This is a genomic window from Paenibacillus spiritus (assembly GCF_008710135.1).
Taxonomy (GTDB): domain Bacteria; phylum Bacillota; class Bacilli; order Paenibacillales; family Paenibacillaceae; genus Paenibacillus_AQ; species Paenibacillus_AQ glufosinatiresistens.
Window position 1 is genome coordinate 150,955 of record NZ_VYKK01000022.1, and the last position, 20,201, is coordinate 171,155.

The window sequence follows — 20,201 nt, forward strand, 5'->3', positions numbered from 1 at the left end:
CATTTGAGAAGCTATGTGCTGAAAAGGCTTGGCATTGCTGTGATAACCATTCTGGTCATTCTGCTGTTCCTGTTCCTTATGCTGGAGTTCATGCCGGGTTCTCCGTTCAACGATGAGAAGATTACGGCCGCGCAGCGGGCGGTGCTGGATGCCAAATACGGTTTGGATCAGCCTGTATTCATTCGTTTTTTTCATTACATCAAGAATATGCTGACCGGGGATTTCGGCGTCTCCTATGTGATCCAGAAGAACATGCCCATCTCCGCCATGCTGGAAGCCCGTCTTCCGGTGTCCCTGCAAATCGGCTTTCAGGCGGTCGTACTCGGCGCGCTGATCGGACTTGTGCTCGGAATCGTCGCTGCACTGAAGCATAACAGCTTCATTGACAGTCTGACGACCTTTATCTCGGTCATCGGCGTCAGCTTTCCGTCCTATGTATTTGCGCTGGCCTTATCCTTCTTCCTGGGCTCCAAGCTGAAGTGGTTCCCGATCCTGTATACCGACCATAAGCCCTTCGTTTCGACCGTACTGCCGACCATTGCGCTGGCCATGTTCACCGTCGCCACGGTCGCCCGCTTCGCCCGGTCGGAGATGATCGAAGTGCTCGGCTCCGAATATATGCTGCTGTCGGAGAGCAAGGGCGTGCCCCGCCGGCGTCTGATCTGGGTTCATGCGCTCCGCAATGCGCTGATTCCGATTATAACCGTATTGGCCCCGCTGATCGTCGGTCTGATGACAGGGAGTCTGGTCATTGAACAGATCTTTGCCATCCCCGGCATTGGAAGCCTGCTGGTTACCGCGATCCAGGTCAATGACTATAATGTGATTCTTGCGGTAACCTTCGTCTACAGCCTGATGTTCATTCTCGTTATGCTGCTGGTCGATATTCTGTACGGCATCATCGATCCGAGAATCCGGCTGGCAAAGGGGGAGAACCATGGCTGATCTGACACCGGCAAGCGATCTGAACCGCTTCGACCAGGGCGATTTCCATCTGGCGGATAACAGTCTGCGCGCCCGGATCGACCGCAATTACTCCAGTCAATCGTACTGGAAGGACGCCCTCGTCCGTTTTCGGGCCAACAAGGGAGCGGTCTTCGGGCTGATTATGATTATTCTGATTGCCGCACTGGCCATAATCGGACCGATGATGAGCGATCATACGTACAAATCCATGAATATCCGACATAAGAGTCTGCCTCCGCGGATTGAGGGCTTTGACAACACCTTCATCTTCAACGGGGAAGTCAAGGGCGTTAATCTGTATGAGAAGCGCAAACTGGACGATGTCTACTATACCTTCGGCACCGATACGCTGGGCCGGGACCTCTGGACCCGAACCTGGCAAGGGACCCGGATCTCGCTCTATATCGCCGTGATCGCCGTGGCCATCGACATGATAATCGGCATGACGTACGGACTTATCTCCGGCTACTTCGGCGGAAGGGTGGACAGCCTGATGCAGCGGTTCATCGAAATCCTGAGCGGTATTCCCAATCTGGTTATCGTCACGCTGCTGATTGTCGTTCTCAAGCCGGGGCTGGTTACGATTACGCTCGCCCTTATGATCACAGGGTGGATTGGCATGAGCCGGGTCGCCCGGGCCCAGATGCTGAAGCTGAAGGAGCAGGAATTCGTGCTGGCTTCGCGGACGCTTGGCGCGCGGAACTTCGGCATTATCTTCCGCGACATTCTTCCGAATATCTTCGGCCAGATCATCATTATGTCCATGTTCTCGGTGCCGAGCGCCATCTTTACGGAAGCGTTCCTGGCCTTTATCGGACTTGGAATTCCGCAGCCCATGGCCTCACTCGGATCGCTCATCAGCGAGAGCTTCAAGTCGATGACGATTTACCCGTACATGATTGTGCCCCCGGTTGTCGTGCTGGCTCTGCTGATGCTCAGCTTCAACCTGCTGGCCGACGGACTGCGCGATGCCCTCGATCCCAAGATGAAGGAAATGTAGGAGGATAACCCTATGAGCGAACCGGTACTATCCATACGCAATCTGTCCATTTCCTTCCGAACCGGCAACGGCATGGTCAATGCCATCCGGGGCGTGGATCTGGATCTGCACAGAGGCGAGACGGTAGCCATCGTCGGCGAGTCCGGCAGCGGCAAATCGGTTACCGTCAAAGCGATTATGCGCATTCTGAGCGGCAACCAGACGATCAATTCGGGTACCATTGCCTTCCGGTATGAACGGGAGGGAAGACAGGTCACGGAAGATCTGCTGAAGCTCTCCAAAAAAGACATGCGCAGCCGCATCAACGGCAAGCGCATTGCCATGGTTTTTCAGGACCCGATGACGTCCCTGAACCCGACCATGACCGTAGGCAACCAGATCATGGAAGGCATGATGATTCATCTCAAGAAGAGCCGGGCGGAAGCCTACAAGCGGGCGCTGGAGCTGCTGCAGCTCGTCGGCATTACCGATCCGGAGAAGCGGATGAAGAGCTACCCGCACCAGCTGTCGGGCGGGATGCGGCAGCGGGTCGTTATCGCCATCATGCTGGCCTGCGATCCCGAGGTGCTGATCTGCGACGAGCCGACAACGGCCCTGGATGTTACGATCCAGGCCAAGATTCTGGAGCTGATTAAAGACATCCAGAAGAAGACGGGCATCTCCGTTATCTACATTACGCATGATCTTGGCGTAGTGGCGAAGGTGGCGGATTATGTAGCCGTCATGTATGCTGGCAAAATCGTGGAGCGCGGCAGCGTGAACGATATTTTCTATGACCCGCGCCACCCGTATACCTGGGGCCTGCTCTCCTCCATGCCGGATATCGAAACGGAGAGCGAGAAGCTGTTCTCCATTCCCGGAAGCCCTCCGAACCTGCTGCATCAGGTAGAGGGGGATGCCTTCGCTCCCCGGAACGTATATGCGCTGAACATTGATTTCAAACAGGAGCCGCCGATGTTCCGGGTATCCGATACCCATTATGCGGCGACATGGCTGCTGCATGAGAATGCGCCTGCCGTGCAGATGCCGCAGACGCTGCGGGACCGGCTGGATAAGGTTATGAAGGAGGTGGGGGACCCGTGGAAGACAGACGCCCTCTCTTGCAGGTAGACGAGCTGAAACAGCATTTTCGCCTGAGCGCCAAGTATACCGTGCATGCCGTCAACGGAGTATCCTTTGAAATTGGAGAAGGCGAGACCTACGGTCTCGTGGGCGAGTCCGGATCAGGCAAGTCCACGATCGGCCGCTCCATTATCCGCCTGTACGAGCCGACGTCGGGCCGTGTCATTCTGGACGGAGTCGAAATCTCCGGCAAGCTGAATGCGAAGGAGCAGAATCTGCTGCGGACGAAGGTACAGATGATTTTTCAGGACCCGATGGCATGTCTCAATCCCCGCAAAAAAGTGATTGATATCATCGCCCAAGGGCTGGATATCCACAAGCTCTACCGTTCCCGGCAGGAACGGACGGAGAAGGTGCACCGGATTCTGGATAAAGTCGGGCTCTCGCGCGAGCATGCGAACCGTTATCCGCACCAGTTCTCCGGCGGCCAGCGCCAGCGCATCGGGATTGCCCGGGCGCTTATTATGGAGCCGAAGCTGATTATCGCCGACGAAGCAATCAGCGCGCTTGACGTATCCATTCAGGCCCAGGTCGTCAATCTGATGAAGGATATTCAGGAGGAGACCAAGACGGCTTATCTCTTCATCGCTCATGATCTCTCAATGGTCAAATACATCTCTGACCGGATCGGCGTCCTGCACCTTGGCTATATGGTAGAGACCGGCACAACCAAGGATATCTTCGAGAATCCGGTTCATCCCTATACGAAATCGCTGCTGTCGGCGATCCCGCATGCCAACCCGATCAAGGAGAAGCAGCGCGTGGCCCTGAGCTATGATTACCGCACGAGCGGCATTGATTACAGCAAAGGGACCCAGCAGATACTGTCGGATACGCACAGGGTGCTGGCGACGGATGCGGAACGGGCAGCCTGGACTGCGGCAGAGACGGCCGCCCTCTAAGCGAACCGGCCGCAGGCGCTGTCCGCCGGAAATAATCCCGGCCCACCCATTCGGGAAGAACATCCGCGCCTTCCGGGCAGCGGATGTTCTTCTTTTTGGCAATGGAAAAGATCGTTTAACCTTTGGGCCTTGGAATGGTATGATAGAGGGCGGGAGGTTGGATGATGAATAACGAGAAGAATACTAACGATACAACGGAAGATACAACTCTGGAGACGCCGGAGGGGACAAGCCAGGAGAACGCCCCGGAAGCCGGCCAGGAGAATGAAGGCAATCCGGAAGCGCTCAATGAGCTGGTGAAAGCGGTTCATCATAACGGGCTTGTTGCCCTGGGCATGCATTTCAAGGATGTGGAGGGCCGGGTAGTCGGTTCGGACTTCTATGGTCCGGTCTTTATCTTCCGCGTCAGCGACAAGAATGGCGACCGGTATGCCTGCGGTTATTTCCTGCGCGAGCTGGTCAATCGCTTCCAGTCCGGGAACGACCCGGCAGGCTGGATGGCTTCTTTCTTCTACGAACTGATGAAGACCGAAGGAGGCAAGGAGCTTCCGGAACCGCCGTCGGGCGAAGAAGAGGCCAAGGCGGTTATCGACAAGGTGCTGGTTCCTCAACTGCTGGAATCCATCCGCGACGAGTTCGCCCCGGAGCCGATCCATGCGGGACTGGCGCTGAATGAGGAGTACGGCCCGGTCTTCGAAGCCGGATTCCCGTCGATCACCGAGGGAAACAACGTCTGCGCTTTCCCGCTCCATCTGCTTCTTACCCATCTTCAGCTGAATCGCGACCCGTCGGAGCTGCTCATCCAGGGGATGTACAGCATCCGGCGTGAACACGGTCTGGAATAGTCCCGGAGAGCCTTCGGACTTGCGGCCCGGCTTATCCCGCGCGGCGCAGCGGCGGCGTTTCGCCGCCCTCGGCGCGGGTCAGGCGCCGTCCGACCATTCGCCCGAGACGGATAGACGGGATTTCGATGGTGTAATACGCCGCGGCAGCCAGCGCAATACTGCCGAGAACGGCAATCAGGGCATAGAGCGGTCCGGGCAGCGGCTCGCGAAGCGCATAAGCCAGCGTGAGAATCAGAATGAAGTGATACAGGTAGAGGCTGTAGGAGATTCTGCCCAGGAAAGAGAGGACGCTGCCGTTCAGTACGCGAATGGTCTTCTCCGAAGTCAGCGCCATGACCAGGAAGACCAGGATGGCCAGAGTGGTGCCGCCATCTTCCAGCAGGCGTCCGGCCGGTCCGCCCAGCTTGTCCGCGCCATACTTGGAGTAGCCGTACAGCAGCACCGCCGCGCCGAAGGCCAGCCAGCGGGTCCGGGTCGTTACTCCGAGATACAGAGCGATCAGCAGGGAACGATGTTTGGCGGCGAGAGCGCCGATAATAAAGAAGGAAGCGAAGTACACGGTGTCGGAATACGAGGTGTGATAGCCTTGGCCCGTTCCGAGCGGCAGCAGATCGCCCAAGCTTCCAAGAAAGGCAAGCACCAGACAGAGCAGCAGATTGAATCCGATTCTGCGGCGGGCAACAGTCAGCATGAGCAGCGGGAAGATCAGCGAAATCCGCATTTCATGAACCAGTGACCAGAAGACGGTGTTGTAGGCATAGGTGTTGAAGTCGGCAACCAGCGAGAGGTGTTCCAGGATAAGTCCGGGGGCGAAGCCGCTCTGCCAGAAGGCCTGGAAGAACGAGCCGTTGAATGCCGGCGAATGGCCGGACAGGCGGTAGGCAAGAAGAAGGGCAACCGTCAGTGAGATTACATAGGGGATGTAAATTCGGCATACCCGTTTGAGCAGATAGGACAGATAGGAAGGGCCTTGGTCTGCAAGAAAAGGCAGAGCCAGCACGAATCCGCTCAGAATGAAGAAGAACAGAACTGCCTGATGGCCGCCAAGGGCGATCCGGACGGGAGAGTAGACGAACAGAAGCGGAAGCAGCGGGGCGGAGAGCCAAAGGTGATGGAGCAGTACCGACAGGGAGGCCAGTCCTCGAACAGAGTCGAGCTGGTGGAGACGCCTCAATTTCATCACTCCTTGCTATTATTAGGATACTTAGCTAGGATGATAGCGGATGAGAACGCTTACTGACAATACCCGAAATACAAAAAAAGTAAATTATTTTAGCATCAGGTCCCAAGAAAACGCTTTTTTATCCATTTGGCAGCAAAAGGCCCAAATCGGCAGAAATAATCCGATTGTTCCGGGGTCTTTTTCCGTTTCGCGGGGATACGGGGAATAACCGCCCGTAATCCGGCGTCAGCAAGGTTTCCTCAAGCGCAGCAATCCGTTATGATAGAGACATCACCTGATCCAAGGTGATAGGCAATCTCACTTCTTAAAGCAAGTTCGCCGAAAGGAGCGTGATTCCGTTGAAACGGGTTAGCGAAGCGTACTGAGGCTTTTTCACGCAGGGAGAACGGATGTGACAACGTTCTTCGTGAAAAATGCGTACGCGGGAACTCACCCCATATGCGAAGGACAAGGTGAATAACAAGTCTCCCGGAAGCGGAAATGGGAGCATGGAAAGGGTAAAAAAATCTGAGACAATCAGCAAGTGCGTGAAATGGAAGTTGCAAGTATGCAAGCGGAACCATGTCAAGCATATGGATTGTTGCCTGGAGGAACGGTTAAAATTGAATAGCGTAACGGATTGGTAAACCCCGCTGCCTGGGACGCTCAGGCGGGCGGGGTTTATATGTGTTTACAATCCTTTTTGGTCGGAATGAACAAGAATGCGATCTATTTTTAGACATGATGACAATTAACCTTACATATACTTTAAGGCGGTACTTCCTCACGTTATACTTATTCCCACGAGGGAGCTGAGAGACATGAGCCTAGAAGCGTTGAATGATCGGGTGCGAACCGAATTGGACTATCTGGCATTTGGCGGAGCGGACTGGGTGAAGCCGCGAACGTCGCCGGAAGGACATGTATACGATGCCGTCATTGTCGGTGGCGGCCAGAGCGGACTGGGCGCGGCTTTCGGATTGCTGAGGGAACGGGTGTCCAACATTCTGGTGATCGACGAGAACCCGGAAGGGCTTGAGGGGCCCTGGGAGACCTATGCCCGGATGGTCACGCTGCGGACGCCGAAATGGCTGACCTCCATTGATCTCGGGGTGGCAGCCTTGACCTTCCGTTCCTGGTGGGAAGCCCAGCATGGACCGGAAGGCTGGAAAGCGCTGGACAAAATTCCGCGGGGCGAATGGATGAGCTATCTGCGCTGGTTCCGCCGGGTGCTTGGGCTCCCGGTCCGCAATGAAGTCCGGCTGAAGCTGATCGAGAAGCTGGATGATGGTCTGTATCGCCTTCATACGGAAGGGGAAGGGTCCGCCGAGCCCGCCTTGCTTGCCCGGAAGGTTGTACTGGCCACCGGCATTCAGGGCGGAGGGGAGTGGCATGTGCCGGAGCTGGTCTCAAGCCGGCTGTCCGGCCATCTGTACACCCATACCTCGCAACCGATTGATTTTGCGGGACTCCGGGGAAGACGGATCGGCATCCTGGGCGGAGGGGCTTCGGCGTTCGATAATGCGAACTATGCGCTGGCGGAAGGCGCGGCGGAGGTTCATGTATTTGTCCGGCGCGAGGAGCTGCCGAGCGTTAATCCCATCCGGCAGATGGAAGTCTCGGGCATGATCGAACGTTTCCACACCTTGAGGGACGATGAGAAGTACGCCGCGATTTCACATTTCTTCCGGTTCAACCAGCCTCCGACCAACGATACATTCCGGCGCGCCGCCTCCCGTCCCGGCTTCCGTCTTCACCTGGGCTCACCGTGGCTGGATGCCGAGGATTTAGGCCGGAAAGCACGGATTTCGACGCCCAAGGAAACGTTCGAGTTTGATTATTTGATCATCAGCACCGGCCTGATGAGCGATCCGGCGCTGCGGCCCGAGCTGCGTCTGCTTGAGGCCCATCTGGCGCGGTGGAGCGACCGCTACCAGGCGCCGGCTGAAGCTGCCAACCCCCTGCTGGATGCGCATCCTTATCTGACGGGCGGATTCGCGGCAACGGCCAGGACGGAAGCGGACGCGGAGGCGGTGTACGGACTGTTCATCTTCAATTACTCCGCTCTGGTCAGCTGCGGACTGTCGGCTTCCGCGATTTCGGGAACCCGGCATGCGGTTCCCAAGCTGGCTTCCGCCGTGGCGGACCAGCTGTTTCTGGATGACAAGGCGTCCATCCTGAACAGCTTTTTTGCCTACAGCGAACCGGAGTTTCTCGGCGAATGGCCGCAGCGGGCATAAGAGGCGCAAGGAAATCCCCGTGTTCCGGCGGCAAGGGCGAAACCAACTGCTTCCGAACCGCGTAATAACGCTCACAGGGCCGGATTGACCGGCTACATGAGAATTTGGGAGGCGTTCGGACGAGATGGCAGCGCATGAGATCGATTATGTCATTATGGGCGAAGAAATGCAGTGTGTGGAGGTTCAGCTGGACCCCGGCGAGAGCGTCATTGCCGAAGCGGGCAGCTTCATGATGATGGACCCGGAGATCCGGATGGAGACCATCTTCGGCGACGGCAGCAGCGGAAGCGGCGGCGGGGGGTTGTTCGGGAAGCTGATGGGTGCGGGCAAGCGTGTGCTGACCGGCGAAAGTCTGTTCATGACCGTATTCACCCATGGAGGTTACGACGGCCGCAAATCGGTAACGTTCGCAGCCCCGTATCCCGGCAAGATTATACCGCTTGACCTCTATCAGTATCACGGCAAAATCATCTGCCAGAAGGACGCCTTCCTCTGCGCGGCCAAGGGCGTATCCGTCGGCATTGAATTCCAGCGCCGGCTGGGCGCAGGCTTCTTCGGCGGAGAAGGATTTATTATGCAGAAGCTGGAAGGGGACGGTCTGGCGTTCGTCCATGCCGGCGGCTATGTCATGGAGAAGACGCTCCAGCCGGGGGAAGTGCTCCGCCTCGATACCGGCTGTCTCGTCGCCATGACCTCGTCGGTGGAATACGATATCGAAATGGTCAAAGGCATCAAATCCGCCCTCTTCGGGGGCGAGGGTCTGTTCTTCGCGACACTGCGCGGCCCCGGCAAGGTCTGGGTGCAGTCCCTGCCGTTCAACCGGATGGCGGACCGGATTCTGTCCGCTTCCATCGGCACGGGCCGGAAGGAAGAAGGCAGCATTCTCGGCGGGCTCGGCAATCTGCTGGACGGAAGATAACCCGGGCGGAACCGGAAGCAGGCCATCCGCAAGCTTCAAGAGTCAGGGCAAGCAGCGGCGCGTTCCTTGCGGAACGGCCGCTTTTTTTTGTGCGAGCCATTGCGGCCGAATTGACAAACCGGAGACGGATAAAGTACGCTGGGGAGACTATTAATTAGTAATTTAGTAATTTAGTAATTCCAACTTAAATCCGGAAGGGAATGTTATGGAATGAAAATACCGACAACGCTCAAGCATAAACCGGTGCTGGTCTCCGAGAACTACGAGAACGTCGACGGGCGTTATGCGCATAACAGCGACGCGAAGGGGCTGTCGCTCGGCTTGGCTCAGTGGAACGACAGAGGCAAAGTGGACATTTCGGCCAAAGTCTGGCGGTATACCGGGGAGAAATGGTCCCGTCAGTCGGAGGAACTGCCGCTTCACCGGGTCCTGGATCTGGCGATCCTGGTCGCCTCCGGTCTGTCCCATTTTCGGGAGGCCTACCGGTATCCGAAGCTCTATGATCCGGAGCAGCCGGTCATCGACCGGATCGGTCTTCAAGGAGATGCCATGACGGTGGCAGTCGCTACCGGAAATGAACGGATTGAAGAAGATCTCAAGCTGTTCAGCCAGGCGCTGAGCGAGGACGGCGAACTGCTCGGAGAGCGCCTGCGAACATTGTCGACGATTCTCAAGGAATTAGGATATTAGTCGTAGAAAGTCCTAAGTATTTTCCCGCCGGATGACGATGTAATCAGTACGGATACGCAAACAGGAAGTACAGGCTCGCGGTCCGGCGGGGTGGATGACAAGATGAAGACGGCTTTGAACCGGAGAATGTGGGGCTTCATCCTGCTCTATATTCTTCTATATTCTCTATCGCTGGTATGGAACAGCAGGGGACTGTTCGTGTGGATAACGCCTGTGGCGCCATTATCCGCCTGTATCGCCTGCTGTTTGCTGTACCGTTATATGTCACTCTTTCGCGGCGCTGTCGTCTGGATTGCCGCAGGTCTGCTGCTGTGGGTGGTGAATGATCTGCTCTGGATTACCGCGCCCTATGCGCTGAATCCGGATTTCCTGAAAGGGACGGCTGCGGAGAATACGCGCCTGGTGATGGCAGGCATCGTCAAGCTGCTGCTGATAGCGGGCATGTTCCGTTGTTACCTTGTGAATATTCGGGGTGTAGCCCGGTTGCATATGCTCCTGGATCAGCTCATGAGCCTGGCCTGTGTATCCGGCGCGCTGTGGTTCCTCTATGGCGAAGGGCATATCTCCCAATTGGCCGCCCTGGAGCCGGAGGCGATGCTTGACCTGCTGCTTACCGTCTCTCCGCTTGTGATGCTGTCGCTGGTGATCCTCGTGTGGGTCTATATGGAGCGGGAGTCCCGGACCGTCTGCTTCTTTCTGCTGCTGGGCGGACTGGCGCTCTGCAATCTGGGGGATCTGTTCATTCATTTCTACGACGGCGGTGTGCAAGCGGGGGGAATGGACGCCGTCTATAAAGCGGGCCTCATGGCCATTGCCGCTTCCGTTCCGGCCGTTATGTCGTTTCCTCCCAAGGCCCTTCCCCGCGAAAGCGGAGTCTGGGGGCTGGGAGACCCGACGCTGCCTCCAAGCCTGCTATACCTGCTGTTCCCGCTGCTGGTTCTCGGTTTTCACGGATTCTCGCTAATGAGCGTTCTGTTCTTCGCGCTGCTCTTCCTCGTCTATCTGAGTGTCCGTCTCTACGGCAAGCAGATCAGAACCGTCCGGCGGATGCTTGCCCGTGAGAAGGAATACAATGACCGGCTGCGCCTGTATGAAGACGTAATCGAACAGTTGCCGCTGTCGATTATGATTTTTGATACAGAAGGCCGGATCGAGTACGTGAACCCGTATTACTCCGAGGTGACGGGCTTTGCTGCCGAGGAAGTCGTCGGACGGAGGCCGATTGAATTGTGCGGCCGGATGAGCAGGCAAGCGTTCTACTATGATCTCTGGGAGAAGGTCTGCCTCAAGGGAAGCTGGCAGGGTGAACTGACCAACATGAAGAAGAGCGGCGAGGAATATGACGAGAGCGTGCTGATCTCCGCCATTCGGGACGGGGAAGGCCGGATGGCGCATTTTGTGGGCATCAAAGAAGATGTATCCGAATATAAGCGGGTACGCCGCGAACTGTCGGACCAGCTTTATTTTACCTCTCAATTGATTGACTCGATTGCGCTTCCGCTGTATTACCTGGACATCAACGGGGATTTTCTCGGGTGCAACCTGGCGTATACCGAAGCCTTCGGCGCGCATGAAGAGGAATTGCTGGGCCTGAATGCCCGGGCGATCCGGACGATCTCCGCCGAGCATTACGAAATGCTCAAGGGAATGTGGGAAGAAGTCCGCGCAACCGATCATGTGGTTACCCGGCTGGTCGAGAATATGGAATATGCCGACGGAACGAGGCGCGATGTGCTCTATTCGGTGTCCGGTTACCGCCGTTCAGACGGAGCGGTCGGAGGCTTCCTCGGCATCATTACGGACATCAGCGCTCTGGCGGACAAGGAGCGGGAAATCGCCTCCAACCGCAACTTCCTGAATGTGCTGATTAATCATATTCCGTCCATGATCTATGTCAAGAATGCGGAGACGCTATCCTATGAGATGGCGAATTCGGGATTGCTGCAAGCCTACGGCCTGACAGCCGAAGCTTTTCAGGGAATGACGGATTTTGACCTGTTCCCGGCGGAGCGGGCCAAGCGGTTCCGGGAGGTGGACCGGCGGGTGCTGACCGAGGGACAGCTTTACAGCGAGATCGAAGTGGAAGGGGACGCGGGAGGCGGCGGAGCCGTGCGTTATGTGCGCACCTCGAAGCTGCCGATTCTGGGTACGGACGGCAAACCGCAGTTTCTGCTGGGACTGGGTGAGGATATTACCGAGTCGGTGGAAAAGGAAGAGAAGCTGAAGCGGGCGCTTCAGCTCGCAGAAGAGGCAACGGCGGCCAAGTCGCAGTTCCTGGCCAATATGAGCCACGAAATTCGGACGCCGATGAATGCCATCCTCGGGATGGCGCATCTGGCGCTGAAGACGGATCTGAGTCCGAGGCAGCGCGGTTACATTTCCAAAATACACAATGCCGGCACATCGCTGCTCGGAATTGTGAACGAGATTCTCGACTTCTCCAAAATTGAAGCCGGCCGGCTGGAGCTGGAGGAAATTCCTTTTCATCCGGCGGATGTGCTGGCGCGGGCCTTCGAGCTCTTCAGTCAGGCCGCCTACGATAAGGGGCTGGAGCTCTCCTTCGACCTGTCCCCGGCGGTGCCGCTGATGCTGAGCGGCGACCCGCTCCGCCTGGGGCAGGTAATGACCAATCTCGTCGGCAATGCGGTGAAATTCACCGACCGGGGCGAGATTGCGGTCCGCATTGAGAGCGGCGTTATTGTGGATCACCGGATCAAGCTGAGAATCAGCGTCAGCGATTCCGGCATCGGAATGAGCAAGGAGCAGGTGAGCCGGCTGTTCCATGCTTTCACGCAGGCGGACAGCAGCACGACGCGCAAGTACGGAGGAACGGGCCTCGGGCTTGCGATCAGCCGGCGTCTGGTCGAGATGATGGGCGGCAATCTGTGGGTGGAGAGCGAGCCGGAGCGGGGCAGCCGGTTCACCTTCACGGCCTGGTTCGGCATTCTCTCCTCGGAAACCGGAGGGCAGCGGATGCTCCCGGCCGGACCGCGGCCGCTGAAGATGCTGGTGGTGGACCGCGATCCAGGAGCCCGCGAACGGGTGGCGAAGGCGCTGGAAAGCTTCGGCTGCAACGTTGCGACTGCGGCCGGCGCGGCGGAAGCGGTAGAAGTGCTGGAGAACGGCTCTGGAGAACGGTTCGATGCCGTCTTCCTGGACGAAAGAGCCGACGACTCGGGAGGAAGCGGGACCGTGCGGCGAATCAAGCGCCATTCCGAGCGGAGACCGTCTCCCGCCGTGGTGCTGATGACTTCTCGGGACAGGGAGGAGTGGCTGGACCCTGCGGATACGGCCCGGGTGGATGAGATTCTATTCAAACCGGTGAATCCGTCCGCCCTGTTCGATACCATCATGCTGCTGTTCGGCCAGGGTCGGGGCCGTCTGCTTCATTCGGTCTCGCCGGATTCGAACTTGGGTCTCGCGGGCATCAAAGTGCTGCTTGCCGAAGACAACGAGATCAATCAGCAGATCGCGGCCGAGCTTCTGCGCGGTCAGGGCATTGAAGTGGAGATTGCAGGCAACGGAGCGGAGGCGCTGGCACGGTTCGAGGAGATGCCGCCGGACGACCCGTACCGGCTGGTGCTGCTGGACCTTCAGATGCCGGTGATGGACGGCTATGAAGCGGCCTCGCGCATACGGGCGAGAAGCTGCTCCGTCCCGATCATCGCCATGACCGCGAGAACCCTGCCGGAAGAGCGGGAGCGCTGTCTCATGCTCGGCATGAATGACCATATCGCCAAGCCGATCGACCCCGATATTCTGTTCGGTGCGATTCGGCGCTGGGTTCCCGGAGGAACGAAGGCTGTTCCCGAGCCCCGCGTCCTGCGGGAGTCTGCTTCGGGCTTCGGGACCGGAGCGCTCGGGATGCTCGCCACCGCCGGTCTCGATACGGCCGGCGGCCTCCGCCGCGCGGGAGGGCGGACGGAATTATACCGGAGCCTGCTGCTGCAGTATGCCGAGAACCAGCTCGGCATCGTCGAAGCGGTCTCGGCCGCGTTTCGGGCAGGAGACCGAACGGAGGCCGGTCGGCTTGTGCATAATCTGAAGGGCGTATCCGGCAATATCGGTGCGACAGACATTCGGGAGCAGACCGCTCTTCTTGGACGTGAGCTGTCGGCCGATAAGAGCGGCGCGTTGACGGAGGCGCTTCTGCTCCGGCTGGAGGAATCGGCGCTGCACCTGTCGCATCGCATTCGCGCCGCCTTCGGAGGGGAGCTCGGAGAGGCGTCCGCTTCATTGTATCCGGCAGAGGAGACGGGGAGCGGGCAGAATGAGCAGGAGCGGCTCGGGCTGCTAACCGCGCTATTGCGGGACAGCGACAGCGAAGCGGTTGCCGTCTATGCTTCGCTGCGGAGCTGGCTTCGAGAGCGGGTCGGCCCGGAGGGCGAGACGGAGCTGGACAGGGCCGTCCGCACTTTTGAATACGACCGCGCTCTGGAACTGCTGGAACGTACGCCCGTTGCAGCCGGGCTGCTGAAGAAGGAGGATAGCGATGGATGAGATCAAGCCGGTTATTCTGGTGGTGGATGATATGCCGGACAACATCGCCCTGCTCGGCGGGCTTCTAAAAGACCTTTATAAGGTCAAAGTCGCCACGAATGGGGAAAAGGCGTTGGAGGTAGCCGAACTGTTCCGGCCGGACCTGATTCTTCTCGATATTATGATGCCGGTAATGGACGGCTACGAGACTTGCCGGCGGCTGAAGGGGAAAGAGGATCTGGCCGATATTCCGGTTATATTTCTGACATCCAAGGAAGAAGTGGACGAGGAGAATTTCGGATTCGAGCTGGGGGCGGTCGATTATTTGACGAAGCCGATCAGCGCGCCCGTGCTGCTGGCCCGGGTGAAGAATCATTTGGCGCTGAAGGGAACCCGCGATTTTCTCAGGGACAAAACGCAATTTCTGGAGGCCGAGATCGCCCGAAGAATGAAAGAACTGACCCAGATTCAGGAGATGTCGATCATGTCTATGGCAGCGCTCGCGGAAATGCGGGACAACGATACCGGCAACCATATTCAGCGGACGAAGCTGTATATCGAAGTGCTGGCGAAAGGGATGGCCGAAACGCCGGGCTACGCCGACAGTCTGTCGCCCGAGACTATCCAGCTTATTACGCTGTCAGCGCCGCTGCACGATATTGGCAAGGTCGGCATTCCCGACCATATTCTGCTGAAGCCGGGCCCGCTGACTCCCGAAGAGTTCGAGGTGATGAAGACGCACACGACGCTTGGACGCGAAGCGATTCTGCGGGCCGAGAAGTTGATGGACAAGCCGGAGACTTTCCTGCGTTATGCCAAGGAGATCGTCTATTCGCACCATGAAAAATGGAACGGAACCGGCTATCCGCTCGGCCTGGCCGGAGAGGACATTCCGCTGTCGGCCCGGCTGATGGCCGTGGCTGATGTCTACGACGCGCTGACAAGCAAGCGCGTCTACAAAGAGGCCATGCCGCACGAAGAAGCGGCGGCGATTATCGAGAAGGAAGCCGGGCGGCATTTCGACCCGGCGATCGTGCGGATCTTCCTCAAGTTCCGGCATAAGTTCAGGGAGATCTTCGAGCGCTACAAGGGAAGCGTGTAGTTCCGCACGCGGCTGTCCGAAGGCGGGACCAAGTACAGGCAGAGAAACTGCGCACAGAAGAGGGAGCCGTCCATGAGGCGGCTCCCTGGTTCGCGTGTCAGGGTAGTTCAGAGGAGAAGGTCTTGTGAAGGGAAAGACGGATCAAACTTCATTGACAATCATAATGCAAGCCTTTACAATCAATACCGAACCGAAACCGATTTCGAATAAGGCGGGATGAGCTTTTGATAACCATCTATGACATTGCCAAACGGACCGGCTTGTCGCCGACAACCGTATCGAAGGTATTCAATAATTATACCGATGTCAGTGCTAAGACGCGAACCCGCATTCTTGAAGCGGCCAAAGAGATGGGCTATCTGCCGAACGCGAACGCCCGGAGTCTGGCGACCAAGCGCTCCTGGACGCTCGGCGTGCTGTTCACGGAATCGTCCGGCTTGGGTCTGCGCCACCCGTTCTTTGGCGGCGTCATTGAGAACTTCAAGGCTTCAGCCGAAGCCAAAGGCTACGATCTCATGTTCATATCGCGCGACATCGGCGGCAACAACGGAACCTATCTGGAGCATTGCCGGTTCCGGGGGATCGACGGCGTTGTTGTCATCTACGCCGATCCGAATCAACCGGAAGTCGCCGAGCTGCTGGCCAGCGATATTCCGTGCGTGCTGCTGGATTTCAACCGGGCGAACGTAGCGACAATCTGCTCGGACAATGTCGGAGGCAGTGAACAGGCCGTGCGGTATCTGTACGAGCTCGGCCATCGGACCATCGCTCATCTCTCGGGCGGGCGGGACACGTTCGCCGGCCGGCAGCGGCTGCTCGGCTATGAGCGGATGCTGGAAGAACTGGGGCTGTCCGGACGTGAAGAGTGGATTTCGGACAGCGGAGATTTTTTCTCGATTCAGGGCGGCTATGAGGCGATGACACGGCTATTGAAACAGCCGGAACTGCCGACCGCTGTGCTGGCCGCGGGAGACAATCTCGCGATCGGCGCCTTGAGGGCGATCCGGGAGCACGGCCTGTCGGTGCCGGGCGATATCTCCGTCGTAGGCTTCGACGATATCGAGTCGGCCGAGCTGGTAACGCCTCCGCTTACGACCGTTCGCCAGAATATGCGGGAGATCGGAGGACGGGCGGCGCAAATGCTGATCGGGCTCATTGAAGGGGTGGCCGGGGCGGAGGCGGTCGTGCTGCCGGTCGAGCTGGTGATCCGCGAATCGTGCCGGAAGGTGTAAGACGCCGTCCGGGCAGACCGCAACAAGAAGAACTCGCCGTCCGGCGTGTTTTTCGCCCATTTTCGAAATCGGTTTCGTTATCCATCAACAGCGATCAAAACTGCGCAGAGATTTATTGATTCTGCTCCGGAGGTATTCATTTATGCCCACCTATTCCTATGAAGCGCCCTTCTTCGTGATCGAGGATTACGACCGGGCTGCCCCGTTCTCCAGCTTCCTGCCCGGCCTGGCCGGACGCAAGGGGATTCCGCTCTGGACCTTCTACGTGAACCGCGGACAGGCAATCGCCGGCTTCGGCATCCGCGATAAGAACAGCCCGATTATGGAATTCTCCCCGGCGAGCATCAGTTATAAGAATGTCTCGGCCGGCGGCTTCCGCACCTTTGTCAAAATCGCGGACACCACGTCCAGCAGTTCCCGCCTGTCCGCCTCTTCCGTCTATGAGCCGTTCCACAGCTTCGCCGCCGAGCCCGGCGTGAAGCGCACCCTGAAGATCGGGCGCAACGAGCTGTCGCTTGAGGAAGAGAATCCGGCGCTTGGACTCGTCTTCCGGGTCGTCTATTTCCAAGTTCCGGGCGAAGATTTCGCGGCGCTGGCCCGGCAGATCGAGATCGTCAATACAGGGGCCCGGCCCGTCGAACTGGAGGCGCTGGACGGTCTGCCGGAGATTCTGCCTTACGGCACGGAGAATGCCGCCTACAAAGAGATGGGAAATCTGCTGCGGAGCTGGATGGATGTCTTCAACCTGGAGAACGGGATACCTTTCTACAAGCTGCGGTCTAGCACACACGACGAGGCCGAGGTGACGGAGATCGCGGGCGGCCATTTCTATCTCTCTTTTGGCGGGGACGGAGAGCTGATTGCGCCGCTGGTCGATGCGCAGACCGTATTCGGCGGCAACACCTCGCTGCTCTATCCCGAGCGGTTCGCGGAGACGCCGCTTGCCGAGCTGTTCCGGCTTCCGCAGGTAACGGCGAACAAAGTGCCCTGCGGGTTCACCGGCAAGGCGGCCCGTCTGGAGCCCGGCGGCAGCCTGAGGCTGCATACGCTGATCGGCCATGCGGGCGACCTTGGCTCTCTCAACCAGCAGAAGGAGCGCCTTGCTTCCGCCGGATATCTGGTCCGTAAGCGGGAAGAAGCATCCCGGCTAGCCGATGTCCTAACGGACCGGATGGCCACTTCAACCTCATCGCCGCTGTTCGACGCTTACTGCCGCCAGAGCTACCTGGACAATCTGCTTCGCGGCGGAAGTCCGGCCGTGTTCGGACAGGGGAAGGAGGCCAAGGTATACCACCTGTTCTCCCGGAAGCACGGCGATCTGGAACGGGACTACAATTTCTTCTCGATTGCCCCTGAGTTCTATTCGCAGGGCAACGGAAATTTCCGGGATATGAACCAGAACCGTCGAAGCGACGTGTTCTTTCACCCCGAGGTCGGGGCGTTCAACGTCTATATGTTCTTCAGCCTGATTCAGGCGGACGGATTTAATCCGCTCCAGGTCAAGGGCAGCACGTTCATCGTGCCGCCGGACCGGATGGAGGAACTGAAGGCGCTGATTCGGAGCAAGACGGCCGGGATGGAGGAACCGTCCGGCCCGGCGAAGGAAGCGGGGGAACGCACGGGAGAACACGGGGAAGAACTGGCGGAGGCATTGGCGGAAGAACTGGCTGCGTTGTGTGCGAAGCCGTTCACACCAGGCGGCGTGGCGCATCTCCTGTACGACCGCGGCGTCCGGATGGCGGAGGCGGAAGAAGAGTTCCTCGGCCGGCTGCTGGCGCTGTCGGAGCAGCGGATTGAGGCCGGCTTCGGCGAAGGCTACTGGATCGACCACTGGACCTACAACCTGGATCTGATCGAGAGTTACCGGGCGGTCTATCCGGACCGGATGGAGGAGCTGCTGCACGCTCCCGGGACCTGCCTGTTCTTCGATAGCCCGGTCGGCGTGCTGCCTCGTTCCGAGAAGACGGTACTGAAGGACGGCAAGGTCCGCCAGTACGGCGCCACCTGGACGGACAAGGAGAAGATGAACCGGCTCGGCATCGGCCGGGACGATACGAACTGGCTCCGTACGGACCACGGCAGGGGCGAGTTGTACCGGACCGACCTGTTCGTCAAGCTGGTGGCGCTGTCGCTCTGCAAAATGGCCTCGCTCGACCCCTGCGGCATGGGCATTGAGATGGAAGCGGGTAAGCCGGGTTGGAACGATGCCATGAACGGGCTGCCGGGCTTGTTCGGCTCCGGCATGGGGGAGACGTTCGAACTGAAGCGGATCGTCCGGTTCGTCGCCGAATGGCTGGAGACGCTGCGGAGGAAGGAGCGGCTGGAGCAGCGCACGGCGCTGCTGCCGGAGGAGCTGTACGGGTTCCTCGCGGCGGTCAATGAGGCGATCGCTTCGTCCGGCGAGGACGACTTCGCCTGCTGGAGCCGGCTGGCAGAGGCGCGGGAGCGCTACCGCGAGAAGATACGATTCGGCATCGGCGGCGCCGAGCGGGAGATCACGTTCGCGGATCTGCTGGGCGTCTTCCGACGGTTCATGCAGAAGCTTGACCGCGGCATCGCCAAAGCTACCGCCGCCGGGAACGGCTTAGTGCCGACATATTTCGTCTATGAAGCTGCCGCGTTCGAGCCCGAGCTGGACGCGGAAGGCCGCCCGGTCATCGGTGGGTACGGACTGCCCAAGGCGGTGGTAACCGCCTTCCGGGCCGAGCCGCTTCCGGCCTTCCTGGAGGGCCCGGTGCATGCTCTGAAGACGGTTGAATCGGCGGAGGAAGCCGCGGCCATCTATGACGCCGTCAGGTGCAGCGGACTGTATGACGAGAAGCTGCGCATGTACAAAACCTCCGTTCCCCTGGACGGCCAGCCGATGGAGATCGGCCGCATCCGGGCGTTCACGGCAGGCTGGCTGGAGCGGGAGTCGGTCTTCCTGCACATGTCCTACAAGTATTTGCTGGAGCTACTGAAGTCAGGGCTGACGGACCGGTTCTACAAGGAATTCCGCCACGGCCTGATCCCGTTCCTGGACCCGGCCGTGTACGGGCGCAGCACGCTGGAGAATTCCTCGTTCCTGGCGACTTCGGTCAACCCCGATCCGGCCGTCCACGGGCGAGGTTACGTTGCCCGCCTGAGCGGATCCACGGCGGAGTTCCTGAGCATGTGGATTGCGATGATGGCCGGGCGGGAGCTGTTCCGGCTTAGCGATGACGGCGAGCTCACGTTCCGGCTGGAGCCGGCGCTGCCCGGCTGGCTGTTCGACGGGCAGGGGGAGATCAAGTTCCGGCTGCTCGGCCAGGTGGAGGTCACCTACCGCAACGGTCGGCGGGCCGACACCTTCGGCGCCGGCGCTGCCCGGGTGCGGCGGATGACGCTGACGGGCCGGGACGGCTCGGTCTGGACGACCGAAGGCGGCGCACTGACCGGCGATGATGCCCGCCGTCTGCGCGAAGGAGCCGTGGCGGCGATTGTCGCGGAGCTGGAGTAGGAGACCGAAGTGCGGGAACGAATCCGCAGAGTAGAGCAGGAGAACTGGAGCAGGTAACGGAGGA

13 protein-coding genes are annotated in these 20,201 nt (G+C 58.9%); 12 read left to right on the forward strand and 1 reads right to left on the reverse strand.

Annotation, left to right across the window (positions count from 1 at the left end; all coding sequences use genetic code 11):
* The first annotated feature begins 3 nt into the window (after positions 1 to 3).
* The 5 genes from F4V43_RS15610 to F4V43_RS15630 all read left to right on the forward strand — a co-directional run bounded on the left by F4V43_RS15610 (position 4) and on the right by F4V43_RS15630 (position 4,835).
* Complete coding sequence (locus F4V43_RS15610) at positions 4 to 945, forward strand: ABC transporter permease (protein ID WP_150459180.1); 942 nt, start codon at positions 4 to 6, stop codon at positions 943 to 945.
* On the forward strand, positions 938 to 1,966 hold the full coding sequence (gene opp3C, locus F4V43_RS15615) for an oligopeptide ABC transporter permease (RefSeq protein WP_150459181.1): 1,029 nt from the start codon (positions 938 to 940) through the stop codon (positions 1,964 to 1,966). Before F4V43_RS15610 ends, opp3C begins: the two co-directional genes overlap by 8 nt.
* A gap of 12 nt (positions 1,967 to 1,978) precedes the next feature.
* Positions 1,979 to 3,076, forward strand: coding sequence for an ABC transporter ATP-binding protein (locus F4V43_RS15620; RefSeq protein ID WP_150459182.1), 1,098 nt, complete (start codon positions 1,979 to 1,981; stop codon positions 3,074 to 3,076).
* Complete coding sequence (locus F4V43_RS15625) at positions 3,046 to 3,990, forward strand: ABC transporter ATP-binding protein (RefSeq protein ID WP_150459183.1); 945 nt, start codon at positions 3,046 to 3,048, stop codon at positions 3,988 to 3,990. The genes F4V43_RS15620 and F4V43_RS15625 overlap by 31 nt, the downstream gene beginning before the upstream one ends.
* Before the next feature lie 164 nt (positions 3,991 to 4,154).
* The gene (locus F4V43_RS15630; protein ID WP_223879920.1) at positions 4,155 to 4,835 is read left to right on the forward strand and encodes a hypothetical protein; all 681 of its coding nucleotides are present in this window, start codon (positions 4,155 to 4,157) and stop codon (positions 4,833 to 4,835) included.
* A 31-nt stretch (positions 4,836 to 4,866) separates the two neighbouring features.
* Here F4V43_RS15630 and F4V43_RS15635 read toward each other — a convergent pair whose 3' ends face one another.
* Positions 4,867 to 6,009, reverse strand: coding sequence for an acyltransferase family protein (locus F4V43_RS15635; protein ID WP_191089606.1), 1,143 nt, complete (start codon positions 6,007 to 6,009; stop codon positions 4,867 to 4,869).
* Positions 6,010 to 6,818: 809 nt separating this feature from the next.
* On the opposite strand from F4V43_RS15635, the gene F4V43_RS15640 reads away from it, so the two are divergent.
* The 7 genes from F4V43_RS15640 to F4V43_RS15670 all read left to right on the forward strand — a co-directional run bounded on the left by F4V43_RS15640 (position 6,819) and on the right by F4V43_RS15670 (position 20,137).
* Positions 6,819 to 8,237 carry an NAD(P)-binding domain-containing protein gene (locus F4V43_RS15640; RefSeq protein ID WP_150459186.1) on the forward strand — a complete coding sequence of 473 codons (1,419 nt, stop codon included), beginning with the start codon at positions 6,819 to 6,821 and terminating at the stop codon, positions 8,235 to 8,237.
* A gap of 124 nt (positions 8,238 to 8,361) precedes the next feature.
* On the forward strand, positions 8,362 to 9,156 hold the full coding sequence (locus F4V43_RS15645) for a TIGR00266 family protein (RefSeq protein WP_150459187.1): 795 nt from the start codon (positions 8,362 to 8,364) through the stop codon (positions 9,154 to 9,156).
* Between the two features lie 210 nt (positions 9,157 to 9,366).
* A complete protein-coding gene (locus F4V43_RS15650) occupies positions 9,367 to 9,846 on the forward strand; it encodes a DUF6530 family protein (protein WP_150459188.1) in 480 nt (159 codons plus the stop codon).
* A gap of 102 nt (positions 9,847 to 9,948) precedes the next feature.
* Positions 9,949 to 14,346, forward strand: a complete 4,398-nt coding sequence (locus tag F4V43_RS15655; protein WP_150459189.1) for a PAS domain S-box protein — start codon at positions 9,949 to 9,951, stop codon at positions 14,344 to 14,346.
* Positions 14,339 to 15,427: a two-component system response regulator gene (locus tag F4V43_RS15660; RefSeq protein ID WP_150459190.1), complete on the forward strand. Its 1,089-nt coding sequence runs from the start codon at positions 14,339 to 14,341 to the stop codon at positions 15,425 to 15,427. Before F4V43_RS15655 ends, F4V43_RS15660 begins: the two co-directional genes overlap by 8 nt.
* A 206-nt stretch (positions 15,428 to 15,633) precedes the next feature.
* Positions 15,634 to 16,659, forward strand: coding sequence for a LacI family DNA-binding transcriptional regulator (locus F4V43_RS15665; protein WP_150459191.1), 1,026 nt, complete (start codon positions 15,634 to 15,636; stop codon positions 16,657 to 16,659).
* A 142-nt stretch (positions 16,660 to 16,801) separates the two neighbouring features.
* Entirely contained in the window at positions 16,802 to 20,137 is a 3,336-nt protein-coding gene (locus F4V43_RS15670; RefSeq protein ID WP_150459192.1) for a cellobiose phosphorylase, read from the forward strand.
* The last annotated feature ends 64 nt before the right edge of the window (positions 20,138 to 20,201 follow it).

Excerpts from the sequence above, each read along its gene's own strand:
- F4V43_RS15640 (WP_150459186.1), top strand. The coding sequence starts at position 6,819 with ATGAGCCTAGAAGCGTTGAATGATCGGGTGCGAACCGAATTGGACTAT.
- F4V43_RS15645 (WP_150459187.1), top strand. The coding sequence starts at position 8,362 with ATGGCAGCGCATGAGATCGATTATGTCATTATGGGCGAAGAAATGCAG.
- F4V43_RS15655 (WP_150459189.1), top strand. The coding sequence starts at position 9,949 with ATGAAGACGGCTTTGAACCGGAGAATGTGGGGCTTCATCCTGCTCTAT.
- F4V43_RS15620 (WP_150459182.1), top strand. The coding sequence starts at position 1,979 with ATGAGCGAACCGGTACTATCCATACGCAATCTGTCCATTTCCTTCCGA.
- F4V43_RS15670 (WP_150459192.1), top strand. The coding sequence starts at position 16,802 with ATGCCCACCTATTCCTATGAAGCGCCCTTCTTCGTGATCGAGGATTAC.
- F4V43_RS15630 (WP_223879920.1), top strand. The coding sequence starts at position 4,155 with ATGAATAACGAGAAGAATACTAACGATACAACGGAAGATACAACTCTG.
- opp3C (WP_150459181.1), top strand. The coding sequence starts at position 938 with ATGGCTGATCTGACACCGGCAAGCGATCTGAACCGCTTCGACCAGGGC.
- F4V43_RS15660 (WP_150459190.1), top strand. The coding sequence starts at position 14,339 with ATGGATGAGATCAAGCCGGTTATTCTGGTGGTGGATGATATGCCGGAC.
- F4V43_RS15650 (WP_150459188.1), top strand. The coding sequence starts at position 9,367 with ATGAAAATACCGACAACGCTCAAGCATAAACCGGTGCTGGTCTCCGAG.